We start from the raw sequence: 19,222 nt of genomic DNA, 5'->3' as shown, positions 1-19,222 counted from the left end.
GTGAAGTTGGCATTTGCTTTTTTCAGAAAAAAAGATGAAGTGCTTAGCGAAAAGGCCGTTGCAGTGGGTGCAAAGGCTAAAGATAAATATGAAGCTATAGAAATAGTGGGTGAGTTGCTGGTCAGAGAAGGGCGTGTGGAACGTTCTTATATAGATGAAATGAAAAAGAGAGAGGAACTTTTATCCACGTATATAGGGAACGGAATCGCCATTCCCCACGGGGGAAGCGAAGCAAAAGAAAAGATCAAAAAGAGCGGGCTTGCAGTGGCCCAGTTTCCTGAAGGAGTCGATTTCGGCGATGGAAACAAAGCGTATATAGTCATAGGAATAGCAGCAAAGGGCGACGAACACCTTGAAATTCTCTCCAATATTGCGGCGACTTGCGAAGATGAAAAGAGGGTTAATAAACTCATAGAAACTAAGGATCCGAAGGAAATCATCAAGTTGCTGAAAGAAGGGTTTTCAAGATGAAGACGGCTGTTCATTTTGGTGCAGGTAATATTGGGCGGGGATTTATAGGGTTTTTGTTGGCAAGGGCCGGATACCACGTGGTCTTTGTCGATATAAACGCCGATTTGGTAGAAGCGCTCAATAAAAGCGGTTCTTACAGGGTTGTGGAAAAGGGCGATGAGCTGAAGGTCCACCTGGTCGAAGGCGTGGAGGGCATCCTGGCAACAGACGAAGAAATGGTCGCTGAAAAGATAAGTGAGGCTCAGATGGTCACAACGGCGGTGGGACCGGGTGTCTTGAAGGCTATAGCCCCCGTTATAGCATCGGGTATTTCCCGCAGGTTAAAGCGTTCATCGGAACCGCTAAACGTTATCGCCTGCGAAAACATGGTGGGTGCATCTACTTTTTTGAAAGAAAAGGTCATGGAACATCTTTCGCCGGCGGAAAGGCAGGACGCGATAAAAAAGGTGGGATTTCCTGACGCCGCGGTGGACAGGATAATTCCCCCCCAGCAAGGGACCTTTCTCCTTGACGTCGCGGTAGAACCTTACTTCGAATGGGTCGTGGATGCCGGCGGCTTTGCTGGCGAAATACCGCCAATCCCGGGGATGAAATCCGTTAATAACCTGCGGGCTTACGTGGAGCGAAAAATTTACACGCTGAACACCGGGCATGCCGTAGCGGCTTACCTCGGTTACGAAAAAGGTTACGACACCATTCTCGAGGCACTGCAGGACGGAAGTATACTTGAGACGGTAAGGGGAGCCATGGAAGAGTCGGGAGCTTACTTGACGACCCGCTTTGGATTTGATAAAAAGGAGCACGGCAATTACATCGAAAATACGCTGAGGCGCTTTCTCAACCCGGCTCTGAAAGACCCGGTAGTTCGCGTGGGGCGAAACCCCTTAAGAAAATTGGGGCCTAAAGACCGCCTAGTTTACCCCGCACTTAAAGCCCAGGAGCTCGGGATAACTCCGCTCAATCTATCGCGGGGGATAGCTGCAGCGCTTAAATTCGACCACGAAGAAGACGAAGAAGCCCGCAAGCTGCAGAGAATGATTAAAGAGGAAGGGATAGATCAGGTTCTGAAAAAGGTGTGCGGTATATCGGAAGAAAATCCATTATGCGGGATTATAAAGGGATATTTTATAAAAATTAAATAAAGCTCAGAATGTCAAAAAAAGCACTCCTTTAGTGAAATTCAAAAGGGGTGCTTTTTTTAATTGCAGATTATACAAAAGCCGGCTGTGGGGGATACTGCTTTTGAAGGCGATTTGAAAAATTTAAAAATACTCATTGACAGCGAAAAAATTATTTAATATAATAAAACTGGGTTGGAGGTGAAAAAGATGGTCAAAATACAGATAGATGAAAAGGCCAAAAACTTCATTCGACAGAAAAATGCCGATGCCGTAACGGTAAAACTGGAGCGCTACGGTGGAGGATGAGCGGGCTGCAGGTATCTGCCTACCGTGTACGTAGGCGCGCCCTCGGACGCCAACGAATACGAAGTATACGAGGTCGACGGGATAAAGGTATACGTCAGCCCCTTTGTGGATACAAGAGATGGCCTGAAAATTTACCTTTCCGGTTTTGGTATGTTTAAAAACCTGGCCGTAGCCAGCGGATATTAGCCCTTGTTTCGATGCTCCTTATAAAGCTGGACAAATTTCATGATGAACATGAATTCTTCCGGGGTGCAGTCGGCTACCATTTCCAAAAAGGACTTCACTTTCGGGTCGACCAAAAGCTGCTTGAGCTCCGGATTCATTGGCCTTAAAAGGGAAGTTATGTCGTCATCGTCGCTTACGAAGTAGCAGGGCGAAAGAGAAAGGGCGCTGGCTATTTTTTCAAGAGTCTTGATGGAAGGTTCTACCTTGCCGCTTTCGATTTGTCCTATGAGTCCTGTTGAAACCCCTGCTTTTTTGGCCAGCTCTGCCTGAGTAATGCCGCGCTCCTGGCGAATTTTCCTGATTTTGTAACCTACGTGGGACGAGGACAGAAAATCCTGGGGACTGACGTTTAGAGCCCGGGCGATGGCTTTCAATGTGGCTAAAGAAGGAAGTACGTTCCCGTTTTCAATCTGACAAAGATACGTAGCCGAAATGCCCGCCTTTTGCGCAAGTTCCGAAAGGGAAAGACCCCTTTCGCGGCGCAGGATGCTTATCCTTTCGCCCGGTGAAGTTGTGCCGCTGCCTTTTGGAGAATGTTCATCGAAGAGGGCATCTTTCGATATATTTAAAGCGGCTGCTAGTTTTTCGATCACCTCGAGCGATGGCTGTTTCTTGCCGCGCTCTATTTCACAAAGGTAAGATACGGAAAGGTTTGCCTTTTCGGCAAGTTCCTTTAACGACATGTTTCTCTTTTTGCGAAATTCGCGGATAGTTTTGCCGCAAATCAACGAATTTCACCTCGTTTTAGTCATACTAAGATTTGATTATAGTATAACAAAATAATCGAAAAAAATAAATTGGGATTCCTTTTTAAAGTCGGTTATAATAAGAGAAAATAATATTTTTCATGGAGGAGGAAATAAAATGAAACCCATTACCCTTACCGATGATAATTTCGAGCAGGAAGTACTCAATTCCGATATACCGGTGCTGGTGGACTTCTGGGCTCCCTGGTGCGGCCCGTGCCGCATGATGGCGCCGGTCATCGACGAGTTGGCTGCCGAATACGAAGGCAGGATAAAAGTAGGAAAGCTGAACGTCGACGAGAACCCGAACAGTGCGGGTGCTTTCGGAATAATGAGCATTCCCACGCTCATACTCTTCAAGGACGGCCAGCCGGCCAAAAAGATGATAGGTTTCAGGCCGAAAAACGAAATAGTTTCGGAACTCGGACTTTAAAACGGTTTTTCAAAAAGCCGCCTCATAAAAGGCGGTTATTTTTTTTTCATGTTGACAAAAACTACCTTAGGGTATAATATATTTTTGAGTCTTAATGCAAATAATTTGCATTTAGGAGGTGGCCGCTTTGAAAAGGAAAGGATTATACTCTTTACTTGCGATACTCGTGGCCGCCATTTTTCTAATAACCGGCTGTTCGTCTGGGGTAAGCCGTCCGGCACCTCAGGAGCGCGGGAAAATAAAAATATATACCACCATATATCCTCTTTATGACTTTGCTGCCAAAATAGCGGGCGACAGGGCCGCGGTGGAAAAGGTGGTACCGGCGGGGGTGGAAGTTCACGACTTCGAGCCGTCGCCCAAGCTTGTGGCCGGAATTTATGAAGCGGATGTGTTCGTCTATTTGGGAGGCTCGATAGACCCGTGGGCCGAAAAGCTGGCTGAGCAGCTTTTAAAGGAGGGCGTAACGGTAGTAAAAGCAGGAGAAGGCCTTTTCCAGGAGGAGTTTCATGGTGATGAAGATCCCCATGTGTGGCTCGATCCTGTAGTTGCAAAGACCATGGCTGAAAGGATTGCCGGAGCTATAGCTGCAAAAGACGGGGAAAACGCCGCCTATTACCGGAAAAACCTCGAAGAACTGAAAAAGCGCCTGGATGACCTTGATGAAAAATACAGGAATTCCCTTTTGCCGGCCAAAAAAAGGGATTTTGTGGTAAACCATGCGGCTTTCGGCTACCTGGCAAGGCGATATAATCTGAACCAGATCGCCATAAGCGGCCTTTCTCCCCAGCAGGAACCTTCGCCTAAAAAACTCGCTGAGCTTTCGAAGTTATGCAAGGAAAAGGATATAAGGTATATAATGGTCGAGGCTGCTTCGAGCTCTAAACTGGCCGACGTACTTGCAAGAGAGACGGGCACTAAGGTTTTGGTCCTGCATCCTCTGGAGAATTTAACCGAGGAAGATATGAAGGCCGGCAAGGATTACTTTTCTATCATGCTGGAAAATTTGGAGAATCTAAAAAGGGCCCTCAATGAATAGGAGGAGAGAGACATGGACACTCCGGTGGTGGAGCTGAAGGATGTTAGTTTTTCATACGGAGGTCCCAGAGTGCTGGAAAAGGTGAACATGAAAGTGGAAAAGGGCGATTTTTTCGCACTGATTGGGCCCAACGGCGCCGCAAAAACAACGCTTATGAAAATCATGGTGGGCCTTGTCGTGCCCGATGAAGGCGAGGTAAAGCTCTTCGGCAAAAACGTGCGCAGTTTCCGGCAGTGGCAAAAAATCGCCTACGTTCCCCAGCATGGAGGGCAAATAAATCTATCCTTTCCGGCGACGGTCAGGGAGATTGTGGCGTCGGGGCTTTTTGGAAAGGCAGGATCTTTGAAGGGCAAATCGGTGGATGAAGCTGTGAGAAAGGCCATGGCTACGGTTGGCATAGAACCCCTTGCGGCAAGACTTATAGGGGAACTTTCAGGGGGACAGCGGCAAAAAGTGTTTCTGGCCCGCAGCCTCGTCGGAAATCCGGAAGCGCTCTTTCTGGATGAGCCCACGACCGGTATCGACGCCGAATCCCAGGAGGAATTTTACGGCCTTTTAGAGCATCTCAATAAGGAGCAGGGCTTAACGGTGGTGATGATAACCCACGATATAGGCATGGCTTGCGGCATGGCGAATAAAATCGGGTGCGTGAAAAGCGGCAAAGTGGACGTCCACGAAAATACGAAGGATGTAACCGAAGACCACATAGCCGAAATAATGGGCTACAGCATGAAAAACAGACGCCAGACTGAAAGATGAAGGAAGGAATTACCATGGAGATATTTCAGTATTCCTTTATGGTCAGGGCCTTTGCGGCCGGAATCGCCTCCGCCTTGGTTACTTCCTCCATAGGGGTGTTTGTGGTGCTGCGCCGCATGTCGATGGTGGGCGACAGCCTGTCTCATGCATCTCTGGCGGGGGTAGCGGCCGGGATGTTCTTTGGTTTTTATCCCTTTTACGGCGCCGTGGCGTTTTCGGTCCTGGCCGCTTTGCTCGTTGAGATGGTCAGGGTTACTTTTAAAAGGTACGCCGAGGTAGCCCTGGCGGTTGTAATGTCGGCGAGCATGGGAGCGGCCGTGGTGATGATAAGCCTGGGCAGGTCGTTTAATGCGGACCTTTTCTCGTACCTTTTCGGCAGCCTGATGGCGGTAACGGAAGAAGACATCAAATTGATAATAATCCTGGGAATTTTCGTCATGGCTGCTCTTTATCTTTTGCGCAGGCAGCTTTTTTCCATAGCCTTCGACGAGGAAACGGCCAGACTTTCCGGGATACCCGTCAATACGGTGAATGTGCTCTTTTCAATACTTACCGCCCTTACGGTGGCTATATCGGTCAGAATAGTGGGTACGCTGCTTGTCTCGGCGCTCATAGTCATCCCCGCTGCCGTGAGCCTTCAGCTTGCCAGGAGTTTCAATTCGGCGATTTTCATATCAAATATGGTGGCCGCTTTTTCGGTGATAACGGGCCTTTACCTTTCCTTTTATTTCGATCTGGCACCGGGCGGCACGATAGTGCTCATAGCTTCTGCAGTGCTATTTGTGGTGCTTCTCGTGAAAAGGAGGTATAGCTACCGTGGAGTTTGAGGAATTTTTGAGAAAGAAAGGACTTAAGGTCACCAGCCAGAGACTCGCCATAATGAAGGTACTTGAAAGTTCGAGTTCGATGCTGACGGCGACGGAGATATTCGAAAGAGTTAAGGAAATCCTCCCTGGCGTGAATTTCTCCACGATATACAGGAACGTTGAGCTTATGAAAAAAAGGGGTATACTATGTACAGTGATAAGAGGCGAGAGGATACCCTCTTACGGCCTTCGGGTGGAAGAAGAACACCACCACCATTTCATTTGCAAGGGGTGCGGGAAATCCGTCGTAATAGAATACTGCCCGATGAATTTTATGGGGGAAGAGGTGAAAAAGAAAGGATTTCTGCCCGTTGAACATGAATTCGTGGTATACGGATTTTGCAGGGATTGTGAGGGTTCTGGTTTGAAAAAATAATCAAGAAAAGAGGTTTTGAGGGTGAAAAGGACTTTTCTCGCCGTCGCGATAGTGCTGGTTTTGTCGGTAGTTTTTACGGGCTGCACTAGGAAAAATCAAAGCGCTGCTGATTACTTTCCGGTTTCGAAAAATCTTTATTGGGAATACGAAGGCATTGGCAATGAGTTCGCGGGGGGCAGGGTGGATACGGAATTTATCGAAGGAAACAGGGTCCAGCTTGCCCAAAACAATGGGGGCACCGTTGTGGCTAAAGTATTTGAAGTGAGCGACGAAGGGGTGAAACTGGTCAATTCTATCGAAGAAAGTTATTACAGGATAAATTATCTTGCAAAAGAGCCTGCCCAGGAAAGGTATTATTTAAAATCGCCTCTGAAAGAAAAAGCTAGCTGGCAGGACGGCGATACCACGTGGACCATCGAGAGCCTGGAGGAAAAGGTAAAGGTGCCAGCGGGAGAATTTACATGCATCAAGGTAGTGGGAAAATCCGGAGATTCGGTGGTAGAAAGGTATTTCGCAAAAGGCGTGGGCCTTGTCAAGCAGAAATTTGTGTTTAATGATAACGTCGTTGAAGAGAACCTTTCTAAATTTGGCGATGCCGAAAAAGACAACTGCCTGCCCGAAAAAGAGCTGGCAATTTATTATCCTTCGAAAAACGTGGATAAATTGCTGGAAGATAGGGTAGTAGAGAAGTTTAAAACCGGCGAAACTCTTGCGGAGAGGATAACCGAACTTTTAAAAGACGAAAAGTACAGGGTGCTGAGCAAAAACACCTGACTTTTGGATATGAAAAGGGAAGAAAGCGTCCTGAGGCTGAATTTTTCTAAAGAACTCATCACCGAAATGAATGCCGGTTCGGGATATGAGGCGCTGCTGATAGACAGCATAGTAAACACCTACGGCAAAAACTTTGGAGTAGAAGGCGTCATATTAAATGTGGAAGGTAAGGGATACGAGTCCGGGCATTTTGTCTTCGGAAAGGATGAGGTTTTGAAGGTGAACAGGTAATTGTGCTGAGGATTTCAATATAGGGCATAAAAAATTTTTCTAAATAAGGGTTGCATTTTTTTATTTAATTTGGTATATTATATTACCAAAGTCGCAAATATTCAAATTCGATGACGGGGAAGAGTAACCCGGCTGTAAGGTCAAAGAGAGCCGCGGTAGGTGGGAGCGCGGTACCGGAAGTTGGGTGAATGGGCCCCGGAGAAGGTGCGGCGAAGGCAAGTAGCTGCACCCGGAAAGCCCTCCGTTAACATAAGGGCGGGGTATCGCCATAAGGCCGTACCCTAAAAGAGAGCCTGTACAGGGTGGCAAAAAAGCATTTCATCCCCGTGGGTGAAATGCTTTTTTTGTTACTTACGGGCTAAGTTGGGTGGCACCGCGGATGAAAAGCATCCGTCCCTTCGGGGATGGGTGCTTTTTTTATTCCGATATTTTAAACATTTTTTAAAGGAGTGATGGACAATGGAGGAGGTTAAGATTTTACTTTCGGAAAGGGAAACACCTGATTATTGGTACAACATCCAAGCCGATTTGCCTAATCCTTTAAAACCGCCTATAAATCCAAAGACGGGGGAAGTAATCTCAATTGAGGAACTAAAGAAAATCTTTCCAGAGGAATTGTTGAAGCAGGAGATAACACAAGAGAGATATATATAAATCCCAGATGAAGTAAAGGAAATTTACCGATTGTGGAGGCCTACTCCTGTATTTAGGGCGAAAAGATTGGAAAGAGAACTTGGTACTCCTGCAAAGATCTATTTTAAGCACGAAGGTGTAAGCCCTGCCGGTAGCCATAAGCTTAACACTGCCGTGCCTCAGGCATATTACAACAAAAAGGCTGGCATTAAGAGGCTTGCTACCGAAACTGGGGCTGGACAGTGGGGTAGTGCGTTAGCCATGGCCTGCAGCTTTTTTGGTTTGGATTGCACGGTTTACATGGTAAAAATAAGCTACCAGCAAAAGCCTTATCGAAGATCCCTTATGCAGCTGTTTGGAGCACAAGTGATACCAAGCCCCAGCGACAGGACCGAAGCGGGAAGGGCAATTTTAGAAAAGGACCCAGATTCTCCCGGGAGTTTGGGGATAGCCATAAGCGAGGCGGTGGAAGATGCGATAAAAAATGATGATACTAACTATGCATTGGGAAGCGTCTTAAATCATGTAGTGCTCCATCAGACGGTGATAGGGCAGGAAGCTATGAAACAGATGGAAAAAGCCGGGCATTACCCTGATGTAGTTATAGCTTGTTCGGGTGGAGGCAGCAATTTTTGCGGGATAGCTCTGCCTTTCGTGAGAGAAAAGATAAAAGAGGGGAAAAAGACCCGAATAATAGCTGTGGAACCAACAGCCTGCCCCAGCCTTACAAAAGGGAAGTTTACTTACGATTACGGCGATGTGGCACAGCTTACTCCAAAGATGATGATGTACACTTTGGGAAGCAGCTTCATACCGCCGGGTATACATGCAGGAGGCCTCAGGTACCACGGAGCATCGCCGATACAAAGCCAGCTTTTGCACGACGGATTGATTGAGGCGAAAGCTTATGGGCAATTGGACGTATTTGAAGCCGCCAAGCTTTTTGCAAGGACAGAAGGAATAATTCCCGCTCCCGAATCTTCTCATGCGATAAAGGCGGCAATAGATGAGGCATTAATGGCAAGAGAAGCTGGAGAAGATAAAACAATACTATTTTGCCTCAGCGGACACGGCCACTTTGATATGAGTGCCTACGATGCATATCTTTCAGGAACGTTGAGGGATTCGAGTCTTTCAGAAGAAGAGATACAAGAAACCCTCAAAGCCCTTAATTGAGAAGGGGTTTAGTTAAAATAAAAAATTTTAAGGAGGTATTTTTGTATGAAATTAAGGGATATGGTCCTGACTTCTCTTTTGATGGCGATAGGCCTGGTGCTCCATCAGGTCACACCGCCTATAGTCGCGGGGATGAGGCCCAATTTTCTATTGGTGATGTTGTTTGTTTCCCTCTTTATAAATCCTACTCCCAGAAATGCCTTATTGGCGGGGATGTTGGGAGGTATATTCGCAGCGCTTACCACAAGCTTCCCAGGTGGACAGATAGCCAATATAGTGGATGAACTTATAACCTCCCAGGTAATGGCAGCGTTAATTAGAAAAGGGAAGAACGTGAATCAAAAGATAATGGTGCCGGTGGTCGGTTTTATAGGCACTATTATGAGCGGTACGAATTTTTTGCTCGTTGCCATGCTGGTAACGGGCACGCTCCCCGCAGCGTTTCCGGTTTTGTTTACCACAATAGTGATTCCGACGGCTGCCATCAATACGGTGGCCACTTCGGTCCTTTATGGCATAATCGCAGCCACAGGCAGTGCCGCAAGACAGAAAGATGTAAGATGAATTTCCCGGGATTCCCGGGCTTTATTTTTTGGTGGTATAATATAAAGTAATAAAAATGGCAATAAAAAGGCGAAATTAACATAAAGTTATAAAGCTGGAGGGTTTGGCTTGAGGGAACAAGATGAAAAGATAGCAGAAGCTAAAATAAGAGATTTGTTTTCAACAGCACTCAGAAACGGGGAAAAAAAGGCGAGCAATTTTCTCGACCCCGCGCAGCAAAAATTAGCAGAAGAGATATCCCGCGATTTTCCAGGCGCTGGCTATTTCTTCGACGGAGGGTTTGAGGAGGCTGAAAGAAAGATACTGGTGGTATTCCCCGAATATTTAAGAGAGGAGTTCTTTTCTTTACCCGTAAAGGCCGTAAGGGTGACGCCGAAGGATCGGGAAGAACGTCCGGGACACCGAGACTACCTGGGAGCCGTGCTGGGCCTCGGCATATCGCGGGATAAGGTGGGGGATATAGTAATACGCCCCGAAGGGGCAGATATCTTGTTGAAAGAGGAAGTGGCCGAGTACGTGGGGCTCAACCTTGCCAAAGTCGGCAAAATCCCGGTGGAGGTCGAGGAGATATCGCTAAAAGAGGTGGCCCGCCCCGAAAGGCGGTATAAGGAGATAAAAGGCACCGTCGCCTCGCTCCGGCTCGATGCCGTCGCGAGCCTCGCCTTCGGCATATCGAGGTCCAAAATGGCGCCCTACATAAAAGGCGAAAACGTGCGGGTGAATTTCAGGACCGTGAAGGACCCTTCTGCGGAGGTGAAGGAAGGGGATGTCATCTCCGCTGCGCGCCTTGGAAGGGCCAAGGTGGTCGAAATAGGGGGAAGCAGCAAAAAGGGAAGGATTTACGTGACCATTCACAGATTCACGGGTTAATTTAAATCAAAGCTGGTGGTAAGGTGCTTTATTTTCTCACAAAGCTTTTACTGAGGTGCTTTTTTTCCCTGACCGGAGGGGTAAAGGCAAGAGGGCTTTCCAATGTGCCGAAGGAGGGCCCGCTCATAGTAGTTTCCAACCACCAGAGCATCCTCGATCCCCTTGTAATCATGGCTTATATTCCCAGGAAGCTGCGATTTCTTGCAGCTGCCTATCTTTTTAAGATTCCAGGACTCAATATTTTGTTGAGACTTTACGGGGCGATTCCGGTAAACGACACCGAACGGGGCGATATCTCGTCCCTGAAGAAGGCCCTTCGTATATTAAAAGGCGGCGGGGCGGTAGCCCTTTTCCCGGAAGGCGGCGTGAGCCCCGATGGTAAGCTTCGTCCCTTCAAGCAGGGCTTTGCGTATCTTGCTTTGAAATCGGGAGCCGCGGTGCTGCCCGTGGCGGTAAAAGGTACAACTGATGTGCTGCCGGTGGGGAGGTATTTTCCGAAAAGGGGAAGGATCGAGCTCAAAGTGGGGGAACCCATCTCGGTGGGCAAGAAGGACAGAATAAGCTCGGCGGATGAAGAATGGCTCGGCGAAGTGAGCAAGATGGTGGAGGAAAGCGTAAGGGCGCTGCTCTTTTAGGAGCGGCGTATTTTGTTTTGTCGAAATATTTTTATTGTACAGGGAGGATTTTCTGAAAATTTATAGAAATAAATAAACGCGAACAAATTTTTACTGGTTATTGATGGTAGGAAAGGTGTCTTCTGTGGACGAGCAGCAATATGAGGAATTGTATACCAACGGCATTTTTTTTAATTATTACGGCTTCTATACCGGAAGCTTTTATCCGCGGGAAACGAATGTAAGCGGGGACCTCCTAGTAAGGCAGGTACAGCATTATCTCGATGGGAACTCAAGGCTTTTTCTGGCAAGGGAGTTCATAGAAGGGGCCCTCTACCATATAAGCCGCAATTTGAATTATTACAGCAACAGGGGGAAGTCATTAGAAGAGGCTATAACTGCGGTAGAGACTTCCATGCAGCGCCTAAAGGACTGCAAAACCATTCCGGAGCTTATGCGCGAAGAAGGCCAGGCCAGAATGGCGTACTATTCCGCTTTCAATGAAATTCTGGAGCTTGATGAGCCTTTTGAAAAAAGGGTGCGCAGACCGCCGGACAATATGTTAAACGCACTCATCTCATTTATAAACACACTCATTTACACAGCCGTGCTTTCCGAGATATACGTAACCCAGCTCAATCCGACCATCAGCTACCTGCATGAACCCTCCGAGCGACGCTTTTCGTTGGCCCTTGATGTTTCGGAAATCTTTAAGCCTCTTATAGGTGACAAAATAATTTTTAGGTTGCTGAACCGCCGCATAATAGACAGGGAAGATTTTGAAGGAATTGGGGACGAACCAGCTATTTATCTAAAAGAAGATGCGAGAAAAAGAGTATTGAAGGAATTCGAAGAAACCTTGCAGACCACCGTATATCACCGGAAACTCAAGCGAAACGTATCTTATCGCCACCTTATCCGCCTGGAGGCTTATAAAATCGTCCGGCACCTCATTGGGATGGAAGCATATAGGTCGCTTCGGGCCTGGTGGTAGGGGAAATGTACGTGATTGTTGTATACGATGTGGAACAGGCAAGGGTGGCAAAAGTCTGCAAATATCTGAGGCGCTACCTTCACTGGGTGCAAAACAGCGCCTTTGAAGGAGAAATTACTGAAGCGCAGCTGGAAAAGCTCAAATCAGGCTTGAAAAAAATCGTAGACCCCGATTGCGACAGCATATACATATACAGGTTGCCGCAGGAAAGGTACCTTCATAAGGAAGTTATAGGACAAAAAAAGGCAAACCTGGAGCAATTTTTGGATTGAGGGATGGTTTATGCGCGTTCGCGTCGTTTTTCAGGGAGAAGAACCGGTCGTTTTGCCGTGGAATTATCCGCACCTCCTGCACGGTTATTTGTACGGGGCGATAGCCAGGGCCAACCCCGAATTTGGCAGTTTTCTACACGAACAGGGATTCGTTGAGGGAAATCACAGGTATAAAATGTTGGTGTTTTCCAAGATTTTTTCGAGAGAATCTAGAGCTTTACCCGGGGGATTAAAAGTAACCCCTCCTCTCACCTGGTGGTTTTCGTCGCCGCTTAATGCACCCATAGAAGCCCTCGTTAAAACCATGCTTTTGGAAGGCGAGGTTCGCCTCGGGAATATCCGCCTTTATGTTGAGAAGGTGGAGGTTGAAGGCATTCCCGATATTTCTGAAAGAATGTTATGCGAGACGATTTCGCCGGTGGTGGCTTCAACGGGGATTAAAGAGGAGGGAAGGCTTGTAAAGCGATTCCTCTCGCCCGATGAGACGGATTTCCGGCGGGTGATTGAGGTCAATCTTTTGCGGAAAGCGAAAGCACTTGGGATTTCGTTTGATCATGCGTTGAACATAAACTTTGAGCCTGTTGGGAAGTGGCGTTCAAGGCTTTTCACCGTTCAGGGGACCAACGTAAAGGGTTATGAAGGGCGGTTTGTGATTGAAGGTGATAAAAATTTGATTCAATTGGCGTATGAGGCAGGGATTGGCGAAAGAAACAGCCAGGGGTTCGGGATGTTAAGGTTTGTAAAGAGTGGATAGGGGGTGAATTGGTATTGGCCAAGGACGCGAAGGTGAGAATTGACCTTTCCAGGCCAACGGGGAATTTTTGGATTGATACCGGGATGGTGGTACTGGCAGAAGAATTTGGGGAAGGCGAGTATGAAGTAGAAGAAGTCCTCCAGCGGCTGTTAGAAAAGCTTGTTCAAAAAACGGGGAATAAGGGAGTTTACTTTGATGAAGCGACGGGGCAGCTTTGTGAATACGAAAAGGAAAATTGGGTTTATCCTATCAACCTTTTTATAAAGGTTTCGGGTACTTCCGGCAAAAAAGTAAAAGTAAATGAAGATGTGTATCCAACTCAGCCACCCAAATTTGAACTGAAACTTGACCTCGGCAAAAAATCGGAAGTATGCGATATGTGCGGTGAAAAAGTTACAGTTACCGATGCAAAAATGTGGATGTTTCCTTTTATAGTAGACCCTAATAAATTTGGGAATTTCTATTCGGGAGCAAAGCGAGGCTTAAAATTATGCGCCCTGTGTGCACTAGCAGGACTTGCCGGTTACTTTGGGTGGCTCTGGAAAGCACAGGGGAGGGATGCTTTTCATTTCTTCATATTCTATTCGGAATTGCGGGAAATGGAACGGTTTCATCGACTTGTAATTAAACCGTTAAACGTTGAAGGTGAAAAAAGCGGAAATTTCCACCCTGCCTTTTACGGCCCTTATATTCATGAAACCATGCTAGGTCTATTGCTGGAACTTTTCGTTCACGTCCACCAGTCGGATGGACTTTCCGAAGAAGGGCGATTATATTTGGCGAGGCTCTTGGGTGCTATTCCGTCAGATGCCCCGCCTCCTTCCTTTACTCTATATGCCGTGAGCGGTGAGCCGGGGAAGGCATTCAACATGAAAATTTTACGAGAGTTTACAAAGTTGCAGAAGTTATATCGCCTCTATGAGAGCTGGCTGAACGTTATTAGGGAAAAACGACAATTTTACAATTCCCATCGTCATATAGTGGAAATTTTAAGGCAGTTTGAAACGTACCAGGGCAATAAGCATGAATCAATTTGGAGAGACAAAATTTGCTGGGCTATATTGGAATTTTCTGATCCATTGCCTTATGTAGAGCAATTCCTATTTGAAGTGCGGGCTAAGGAAGAAAACAAACGCCCGCTTATAGCAGGGAGCTTAGATTTATTCAATCAATATTTATTGGAGGTGCTCAATATGGATGAGCAATTTCAACGCGTTTTATCGGGATTTGGTCACAGCCTTGGTGAGGCGGCGCAGCAACATAATGAAATGGGACTTTTATATGCCCTGAGGAATGCCAAAAATCCTGAAGATTTTTACCGGATGCTAAACGATGCACAATTTCGGCTAGGAATAACGGTTCCGGAAGCGCTCCTCAAAATTGAAAAAGGCGAACGCATTGCTGGAGTCCCTTGGGTACGGGTAAAAACACTACTTTCTATTTATTCGATGAACGCTTATTTGCGAAAGACAAAAGCGATTAATGAAAATTCAGAAATACAAGAAGGAGGCCTAGACAATGAGTAAGGCAATCGCTATTGGTTATCTTGCTAAAGTTTCGGCGGGGAATGTAAATGCCTCTCATACTGAGGGCAATGTAGTCGTTACCAAGAAGATAACGCTAGCGGATGGGACTACCATTCCATATATTTCAGGGCAGGCTATACGGCGGATGTTACGCGATAGACTTGAAGAATTGGGTTACCAACTATCAGAACCTTTTTCAGAGGTCAAAGGACAGGAAGTAACGCCGCCGGTGCGACCCTGGGAATTTATTGATGAAGATTTATTCGGATATATGGATCCTTCAGGCGGACGGCGCCGGACATCGCCCGTAAGAGTTTCTGCGGCGATAGGTATGTTTCCTTTCCAAGGGGACAGAGACCTGGGCACCCGTTCTTTCGAGCGTTTCGGGCAGGCTATGTCTGCCGGAGGAAATATGTTTGAAACGGAGATATATTCCAACCTTTTTAAAGGAACAGTTCTGGTGGAGTTAGATCGAGTAGGCATATTTAAGCCGATGGAAATAAGTGAAGATAATGAAAAAATCCTTTCCGCAGAAGAGCGCAGGAAACGTTTGCAGGCTCTTTTAGATGCTCTGAATCTTCTTTGGGGTGGTGGACGTACGGCCAGGATGTTAGCTGATTTATCACCAAAATTTTTTGCTTACGCACGACTTAAAGTAAAGCATCCGATATTCTTAGAGGCCTTCGCAGCTCGTTACGAGGACGGCAAGTACATACTGGAGATTGAACCGTTGAAGAATGCTCTTGATAAATTCGTCGAATATTCTGAAAATATAATATTAGGATTAGAACCTGGTATTTTCGGCAATGAAGATCAAATTCATAGCGAATTATCGGGCTACGGGAAGATACTTGCCGTACATGAAGCCATTGCCGAAGCCAAAGGAGATGTGTCGGGATTATGGAAAGAATCCTCAGAATAGCGGCGAAGGCGCCCGTTGTATCTTTCAGGCGTCCTCTGGATCACAATTACCAGAGAACCCTGCCGATGCCTCCGCCGACGACTTTAATAGGTCTGGCGGGTGCGGCCTTAGGGCTTCCTGATTATGAACTTTGGGGCGAAAATAGTCCTTTGAAAAATTTAAAAGTAGCTGTTTTGATGGATAATTACCCGGGGCGTTCGCGGGATATGTGGACTTTATTAAAAATAAAAGGGAATAAAATGGAAAGATCGCCGTACATGAGAGAGCTACTGTTCTTTGGGTATTACACTATATTTTACGGCGGGGAAGAAACCTTACTTGAGCAGTTAAAAAGAGCTTTTGTTGATCCTGTGTTCCCCCTTTCTCTGGGGAGAGAGGACGAACTGATTATTATAGATGAAATTTCTATAGAAGGCGTTAATGAAGGAAATCCGCATTTTAACGGAACTGTAATTCCCGGAGACATCCGGAAAATGAGAATCAAACCCGTATTAAGCCCTGGGGTTAGTGCAGAGCCGCCGGTAGTTGAAATATTGCCGTTGAGTTTCGTCATAGATGAAAGAAGAAGAATCCGCCATCCGCATAATCCGGTAATTCTGAGCTTCCTTCCTTTAGGGATGGAGTATGAAGTAGAAGTGCCTTCGATACCCGCTTTGCAATACCGGGGGAGGAACTTCACGTGGATGAACTCCTAGCGAAACCAGATGTTGCCCTCGAAGACCATTTGCGGAGTGTTTTGCATGTGGGGAATGAGATCGCAAAACGCATGAAATTGGATGAGCGCTTGCAGATGAAAGTTTTACTCGCCTGCGCATTCCATGATATCGGCAAAGCTACCGTGGATTTTCAGGATTATATAAGAGGCAAGCGTAAAAAAGCTTATCCCCATGCTTTAGCTTCAATGCCTTTCATAATGGTGGCGGAAAGCCTTTTAGGACAGAAATTAAAATGGAATCAGTTCGATCTTTACGCCACCGCTGCGGTGTTGACGCATCATTCTCCGTTAAGTCCCGGGCTTTACAAAGGTTTTGATGCCGTTCCCAATTTTCATCCGCAACTTTCTCAAATTATTAAGGTTATCTTGGAGATGCTCAGAAATGCTGGCATGGATGGGATTCCCGCAGATGAAGAATTTTTGTGGATTATACAAAATTTGATAAAGGATTCGCCCGCTGCAATGCTCGATGATGAAAGGGTTATTCAAAATAAAACGTTGAGAGGTATTTTTAAAGATCTTATACCGCAGGAATTTGCCCAGATTAAAGCAATTTTGCATATATCGGATTGGCTGGTTTCATCAGGTGAATTCAGTTCTTCTATGATTTTTTTGGATGGTGGAAGGTCGAAGGTTGAATCAAACGTTCGTCGGCGTGAAAAAGAAGAGGGTTTCATACTGCGCGGCTTTCAGCAGCGTGCGGCAAACAGCGGTTCCGATGTAATTTGGCTCAGGGCTCCGACTGGATCGGGGAAAACCGAAGCACTACTTCTTTGGGCCGGTGACGCAGAGCGACTCATATATCTTTTGCCGACTCAGGCTACGGTAAATGCTATGTGGAAGCGAATGCGCAAGATTTTTGACGACAAATCGGTAGCACTCGCTCATGGCCGTGCAAATTACATTATGCGCAAAGATTTGAATCTAGATGAAGATCCTCTGGATACCCGTTTGTTCGGTTCGGTCTTCGCAAAACCTGTTACGGTGGCAACTATCGATCAATACATATTGGCCCATCTGAATGGCCGACACTGGGAAGAGCGCCGGAGTTTTTCAAAACAAGCAACAGTTATATTAGATGAGATCCACGCATACGAGCCTTATACGCTTGGGTTATTGGTGGAAGCATTAGAAAGAGAAAAACCGTATCGGCTGGCATTAGCAAGCGCAACATTGCCGCCTGCACTGTTAAATTTATTCCCAAAAGGAGAATTAATTGAAGCTGAAGATAATCTTTGGGAACGCAAAAGGCATAGATTGAAGCTTCAAAATGGTTCGCTAGAAGGCGGCTTATCCCTGGCAATGGATTATGCTCAAAAGGGAGAAAATGTCCTAGTAGTAGCCAATACGATTAGCGATGTGCAGTCGCTTTATAAAAAACTGAAGGAAGAATATGAGTGGGAAAACTGCTATCTGCTTCATTCACGTTTTATTTTCCGCGACAGGCAATTGAAAGAAGAAATGGTGGGGAATCCCCCCAAAGGGACGATCTTCATTTCCACCCAAGTGGTTGAAGTAAGTTTGGATATTTCGTATGATGTTCTGATAACAGAAATTGCACCTATTGATGCTTTGGTTCAACGCTTAGGACGGGTAAATCGCCGTGGGGAAAAATTACATTCTCCGGTATTTATTTTTAAGCAATGGAGCAAAGGGTCGGAGCGGATTTACGGTAAGGATGTGCTGGAATTAAGTTTGCAGCTTTTAGAAAAAATATCGGAAATCCCAACAGATCGCGATTTAACCGAACTTACTCATACACTCTATGAACAAGTCTTTTCTTCAGATGATTGGAAAAAAGAATTTTTAGAAGGGCGAAATACCCTTGATGAGGTTCAACGAATTTTGGGATGTTACACAATAAATCTGTCAGATGAAGAAATGCGGGAACGTTTTACTGCGCGGAGGGGCCATTTGTCGGTAGATGTGATTCCTTCGGGCTATGTGCAGGAGGCTTATGAGCTAAAGCAAAAAGAGGAATTCTGGAGATTACCGGAGCTGCTGGTCCCCGTGCCGATATATTGGTTACGACAGAGCGAATACTTTACATTTATAGAAGACCTTAATTGCATTCAAACTACATTGGAATATAGTTCTGAATTCGGATTAATGCCACCAAGCCAAGAAAAAAGTAATAGCTTTGTTTTTATTGACTAATACAAAAACTGCCGTCGACCCCCTGGGGTTTTTCAAGTACCGGAGGTCGACGGCATATCCAAGGCTGCAAAGCCTTATAAAGTCTAGTTTTTTTGCTTGGTTTTAATCGAACCATAGTGGGATTGAAACCGCAACATTCGCTCATTAAAATCATCTTTAGCTTCAGTTTTAATCGAACCATAGTGGGATTGAAACTATAGCTCGCACAACTTTTCCGCACCCGGTTTTAGTAGTTTTAATCGAACCATAGTGGGATTGAAACTGCGAAGGATAAGTGCTTCTTCATTCATGCTGTCACAGTTTTAATCGAACCATAGTGGGATTGAAACTGATATTCCTTCATGGGAATGGGAGCCGGAATATGAGTTTTAATCGAACCATAGTGGGATTGAAACGCGTAACCTGCATTCCGTCAAACTGGCCACTCTGAGTTTTAATCGAACCATAGTGGGATTGAAACGTGGATGAGTGGACAACGTACTTACTGCGGTTTGACGGGTTTTAATCGAACCATAGTGGGATTGAAACCAGAATCTAACGGCTACGGCAATAAACTACAATAGTGTTTTAATCGAACCATAGTGGGATTGAAACAATTTTGAAGAACTTAATGACTTTGAACAAGAGATTGTTTTAATCGAACCATAGTGGGATTGAAACGCATATCCGGGCCCGCAA

Annotated in this window: 21 protein-coding genes, 1 pseudogene, 1 CRISPR repeat array and 1 other annotated feature (1 of these 24 running past the window's edge); of the genes and pseudogenes, 21 read left to right on the top strand and 1 reads right to left on the bottom strand. The window is 46.1% G+C overall.

Annotation, left to right across the window (positions count from 1 at the left end; genetic code table 11):
* The first annotated feature begins 6 nt into the window (after positions 1–6).
* The 3 genes from AN618_RS04150 to AN618_RS13855 all read left to right on the top strand — a co-directional run bounded on the left by AN618_RS04150 (position 7) and on the right by AN618_RS13855 (position 2,084).
* Complete coding sequence (locus AN618_RS04150; RefSeq protein WP_066352441.1) at positions 7–471, top strand: PTS mannitol transporter subunit IIA; 465 nt, start codon at positions 7–9, stop codon at positions 469–471.
* Positions 468–1,613: a mannitol-1-phosphate 5-dehydrogenase gene (locus tag AN618_RS04145; RefSeq protein WP_066352440.1), complete on the top strand. Its 1,146-nt coding sequence runs from the start codon at positions 468–470 to the stop codon at positions 1,611–1,613. The genes AN618_RS04150 and AN618_RS04145 overlap by 4 nt, the downstream gene beginning before the upstream one ends.
* 186 nt (positions 1,614–1,799) lie before the next feature.
* Positions 1,800–2,084, top strand: a complete 285-nt coding sequence (locus AN618_RS13855) for a CC/Se motif family (seleno)protein (protein ID WP_263870384.1) — start codon at positions 1,800–1,802, stop codon at positions 2,082–2,084.
* On the opposite strand, the gene AN618_RS04140 is transcribed toward AN618_RS13855, so the two are convergent.
* On the bottom strand, positions 2,081–2,851 hold the full coding sequence (locus AN618_RS04140; protein WP_066352438.1) for a helix-turn-helix domain-containing protein: 771 nt from the start codon (positions 2,849–2,851) through the stop codon (positions 2,081–2,083). The genes AN618_RS13855 and AN618_RS04140 overlap by 4 nt on opposite strands.
* Positions 2,852–2,987: 136 nt before the next feature.
* Here AN618_RS04140 and trxA point away from each other — a divergent pair, with 136 nt between their 5' ends.
* The 18 genes and pseudogenes from trxA to AN618_RS04055 all read left to right on the top strand — a co-directional run bounded on the left by trxA (position 2,988) and on the right by AN618_RS04055 (position 18,544).
* The gene (gene trxA, locus AN618_RS04135) at positions 2,988–3,302 is read left to right on the top strand and encodes a thioredoxin (protein WP_066352432.1); all 315 of its coding nucleotides are present in this window, start codon (positions 2,988–2,990) and stop codon (positions 3,300–3,302) included.
* A 127-nt stretch (positions 3,303–3,429) separates the two neighbouring features.
* A complete protein-coding gene (locus tag AN618_RS04130) occupies positions 3,430–4,341 on the top strand; it encodes a metal ABC transporter substrate-binding protein (RefSeq protein ID WP_066352430.1) in 912 nt (303 codons plus the stop codon).
* 12 nt (positions 4,342–4,353) lie between these two features.
* Positions 4,354–5,100, top strand: a complete 747-nt coding sequence (locus tag AN618_RS04125) for a metal ABC transporter ATP-binding protein (RefSeq protein WP_066352428.1) — start codon at positions 4,354–4,356, stop codon at positions 5,098–5,100.
* Positions 5,101–5,114: 14 nt separating this feature from the next.
* Entirely contained in the window at positions 5,115–5,927 is an 813-nt protein-coding gene (locus tag AN618_RS04120) for a metal ABC transporter permease (protein ID WP_066352425.1), read from the top strand.
* On the top strand, positions 5,917–6,342 hold the full coding sequence (locus AN618_RS04115) for a Fur family transcriptional regulator (RefSeq protein WP_066352423.1): 426 nt from the start codon (positions 5,917–5,919) through the stop codon (positions 6,340–6,342). Before AN618_RS04120 ends, AN618_RS04115 begins: the two co-directional genes overlap by 11 nt.
* A 21-nt stretch (positions 6,343–6,363) precedes the next feature.
* Positions 6,364–7,116, top strand: coding sequence for a hypothetical protein (locus AN618_RS04110; RefSeq protein ID WP_222926307.1), 753 nt, complete (start codon positions 6,364–6,366; stop codon positions 7,114–7,116).
* Positions 7,117–7,125: 9 nt separating this feature from the next.
* Positions 7,126–7,347, top strand: coding sequence for a GerMN domain-containing protein (locus AN618_RS13465; protein WP_222926305.1), 222 nt, complete (start codon positions 7,126–7,128; stop codon positions 7,345–7,347).
* 101 nt (positions 7,348–7,448) lie between these two features.
* Positions 7,449–7,748, top strand: a binding site (T-box leader).
* A 58-nt stretch (positions 7,749–7,806) separates the two neighbouring features.
* Positions 7,807–9,156: pseudogene (locus tag AN618_RS04105) on the top strand (TrpB-like pyridoxal phosphate-dependent enzyme).
* A gap of 45 nt (positions 9,157–9,201) precedes the next feature.
* On the top strand, positions 9,202–9,720 hold the full coding sequence (locus AN618_RS04100) for a tryptophan transporter (protein ID WP_066352421.1): 519 nt from the start codon (positions 9,202–9,204) through the stop codon (positions 9,718–9,720).
* Positions 9,721–9,828: 108 nt separating this feature from the next.
* Positions 9,829–10,590 carry a YlmH family RNA-binding protein gene (locus AN618_RS04095; protein ID WP_066352419.1) on the top strand — a complete coding sequence of 254 codons (762 nt, stop codon included), beginning with the start codon at positions 9,829–9,831 and terminating at the stop codon, positions 10,588–10,590.
* 23 nt (positions 10,591–10,613) lie between these two features.
* A complete protein-coding gene (locus AN618_RS04090) occupies positions 10,614–11,225 on the top strand; it encodes a lysophospholipid acyltransferase family protein (RefSeq protein ID WP_083515036.1) in 612 nt (203 codons plus the stop codon).
* Between the two features lie 103 nt (positions 11,226–11,328).
* Complete coding sequence (cas1b, locus tag AN618_RS04085) at positions 11,329–12,198, top strand: type I-B CRISPR-associated endonuclease Cas1b (protein WP_083515035.1); 870 nt, start codon at positions 11,329–11,331, stop codon at positions 12,196–12,198.
* Positions 12,199–12,203: 5 nt separating this feature from the next.
* A complete protein-coding gene (gene cas2, locus AN618_RS04080; RefSeq protein WP_066352412.1) occupies positions 12,204–12,470 on the top strand; it encodes a CRISPR-associated endonuclease Cas2 in 267 nt (88 codons plus the stop codon).
* Between the two features lie 10 nt (positions 12,471–12,480).
* Complete coding sequence (gene cas6, locus AN618_RS04075) at positions 12,481–13,224, top strand: CRISPR-associated endoribonuclease Cas6 (protein WP_066352411.1); 744 nt, start codon at positions 12,481–12,483, stop codon at positions 13,222–13,224.
* A gap of 14 nt (positions 13,225–13,238) precedes the next feature.
* Positions 13,239–14,750 carry a hypothetical protein gene (locus AN618_RS04070; RefSeq protein ID WP_066352406.1) on the top strand — a complete coding sequence of 504 codons (1,512 nt, stop codon included), beginning with the start codon at positions 13,239–13,241 and terminating at the stop codon, positions 14,748–14,750.
* The gene (gene cas7i, locus AN618_RS04065; RefSeq protein WP_066352405.1) at positions 14,743–15,672 is read left to right on the top strand and encodes a type I-B CRISPR-associated protein Cas7/Cst2/DevR; all 930 of its coding nucleotides are present in this window, start codon (positions 14,743–14,745) and stop codon (positions 15,670–15,672) included. Before AN618_RS04070 ends, cas7i begins: the two co-directional genes overlap by 8 nt.
* A complete protein-coding gene (cas5, locus tag AN618_RS04060) occupies positions 15,651–16,367 on the top strand; it encodes a CRISPR-associated protein Cas5 (protein WP_066352404.1) in 717 nt (238 codons plus the stop codon). Before cas7i ends, cas5 begins: the two co-directional genes overlap by 22 nt.
* Positions 16,352–18,544: a CRISPR-associated helicase/endonuclease Cas3 gene (locus AN618_RS04055; RefSeq protein ID WP_066352403.1), complete on the top strand. Its 2,193-nt coding sequence runs from the start codon at positions 16,352–16,354 to the stop codon at positions 18,542–18,544. Before cas5 ends, AN618_RS04055 begins: the two co-directional genes overlap by 16 nt.
* A 99-nt stretch (positions 18,545–18,643) precedes the next feature.
* A CRISPR array of direct repeats spans positions 18,644–19,222; the repeat unit is 30 nt; unit sequence GTTTTAATCGAACCATAGTGGGATTGAAAC; it runs 459 nt beyond the window's last position.

It is taken from the genome of Fervidicola ferrireducens (genome assembly GCF_001562425.1).
Classification (GTDB): domain Bacteria; phylum Bacillota; class Thermosediminibacteria; order Thermosediminibacterales; family Thermosediminibacteraceae; genus Fervidicola; species Fervidicola ferrireducens.
This window is presented reverse-complemented; position numbering and strand designations above follow the sequence as displayed.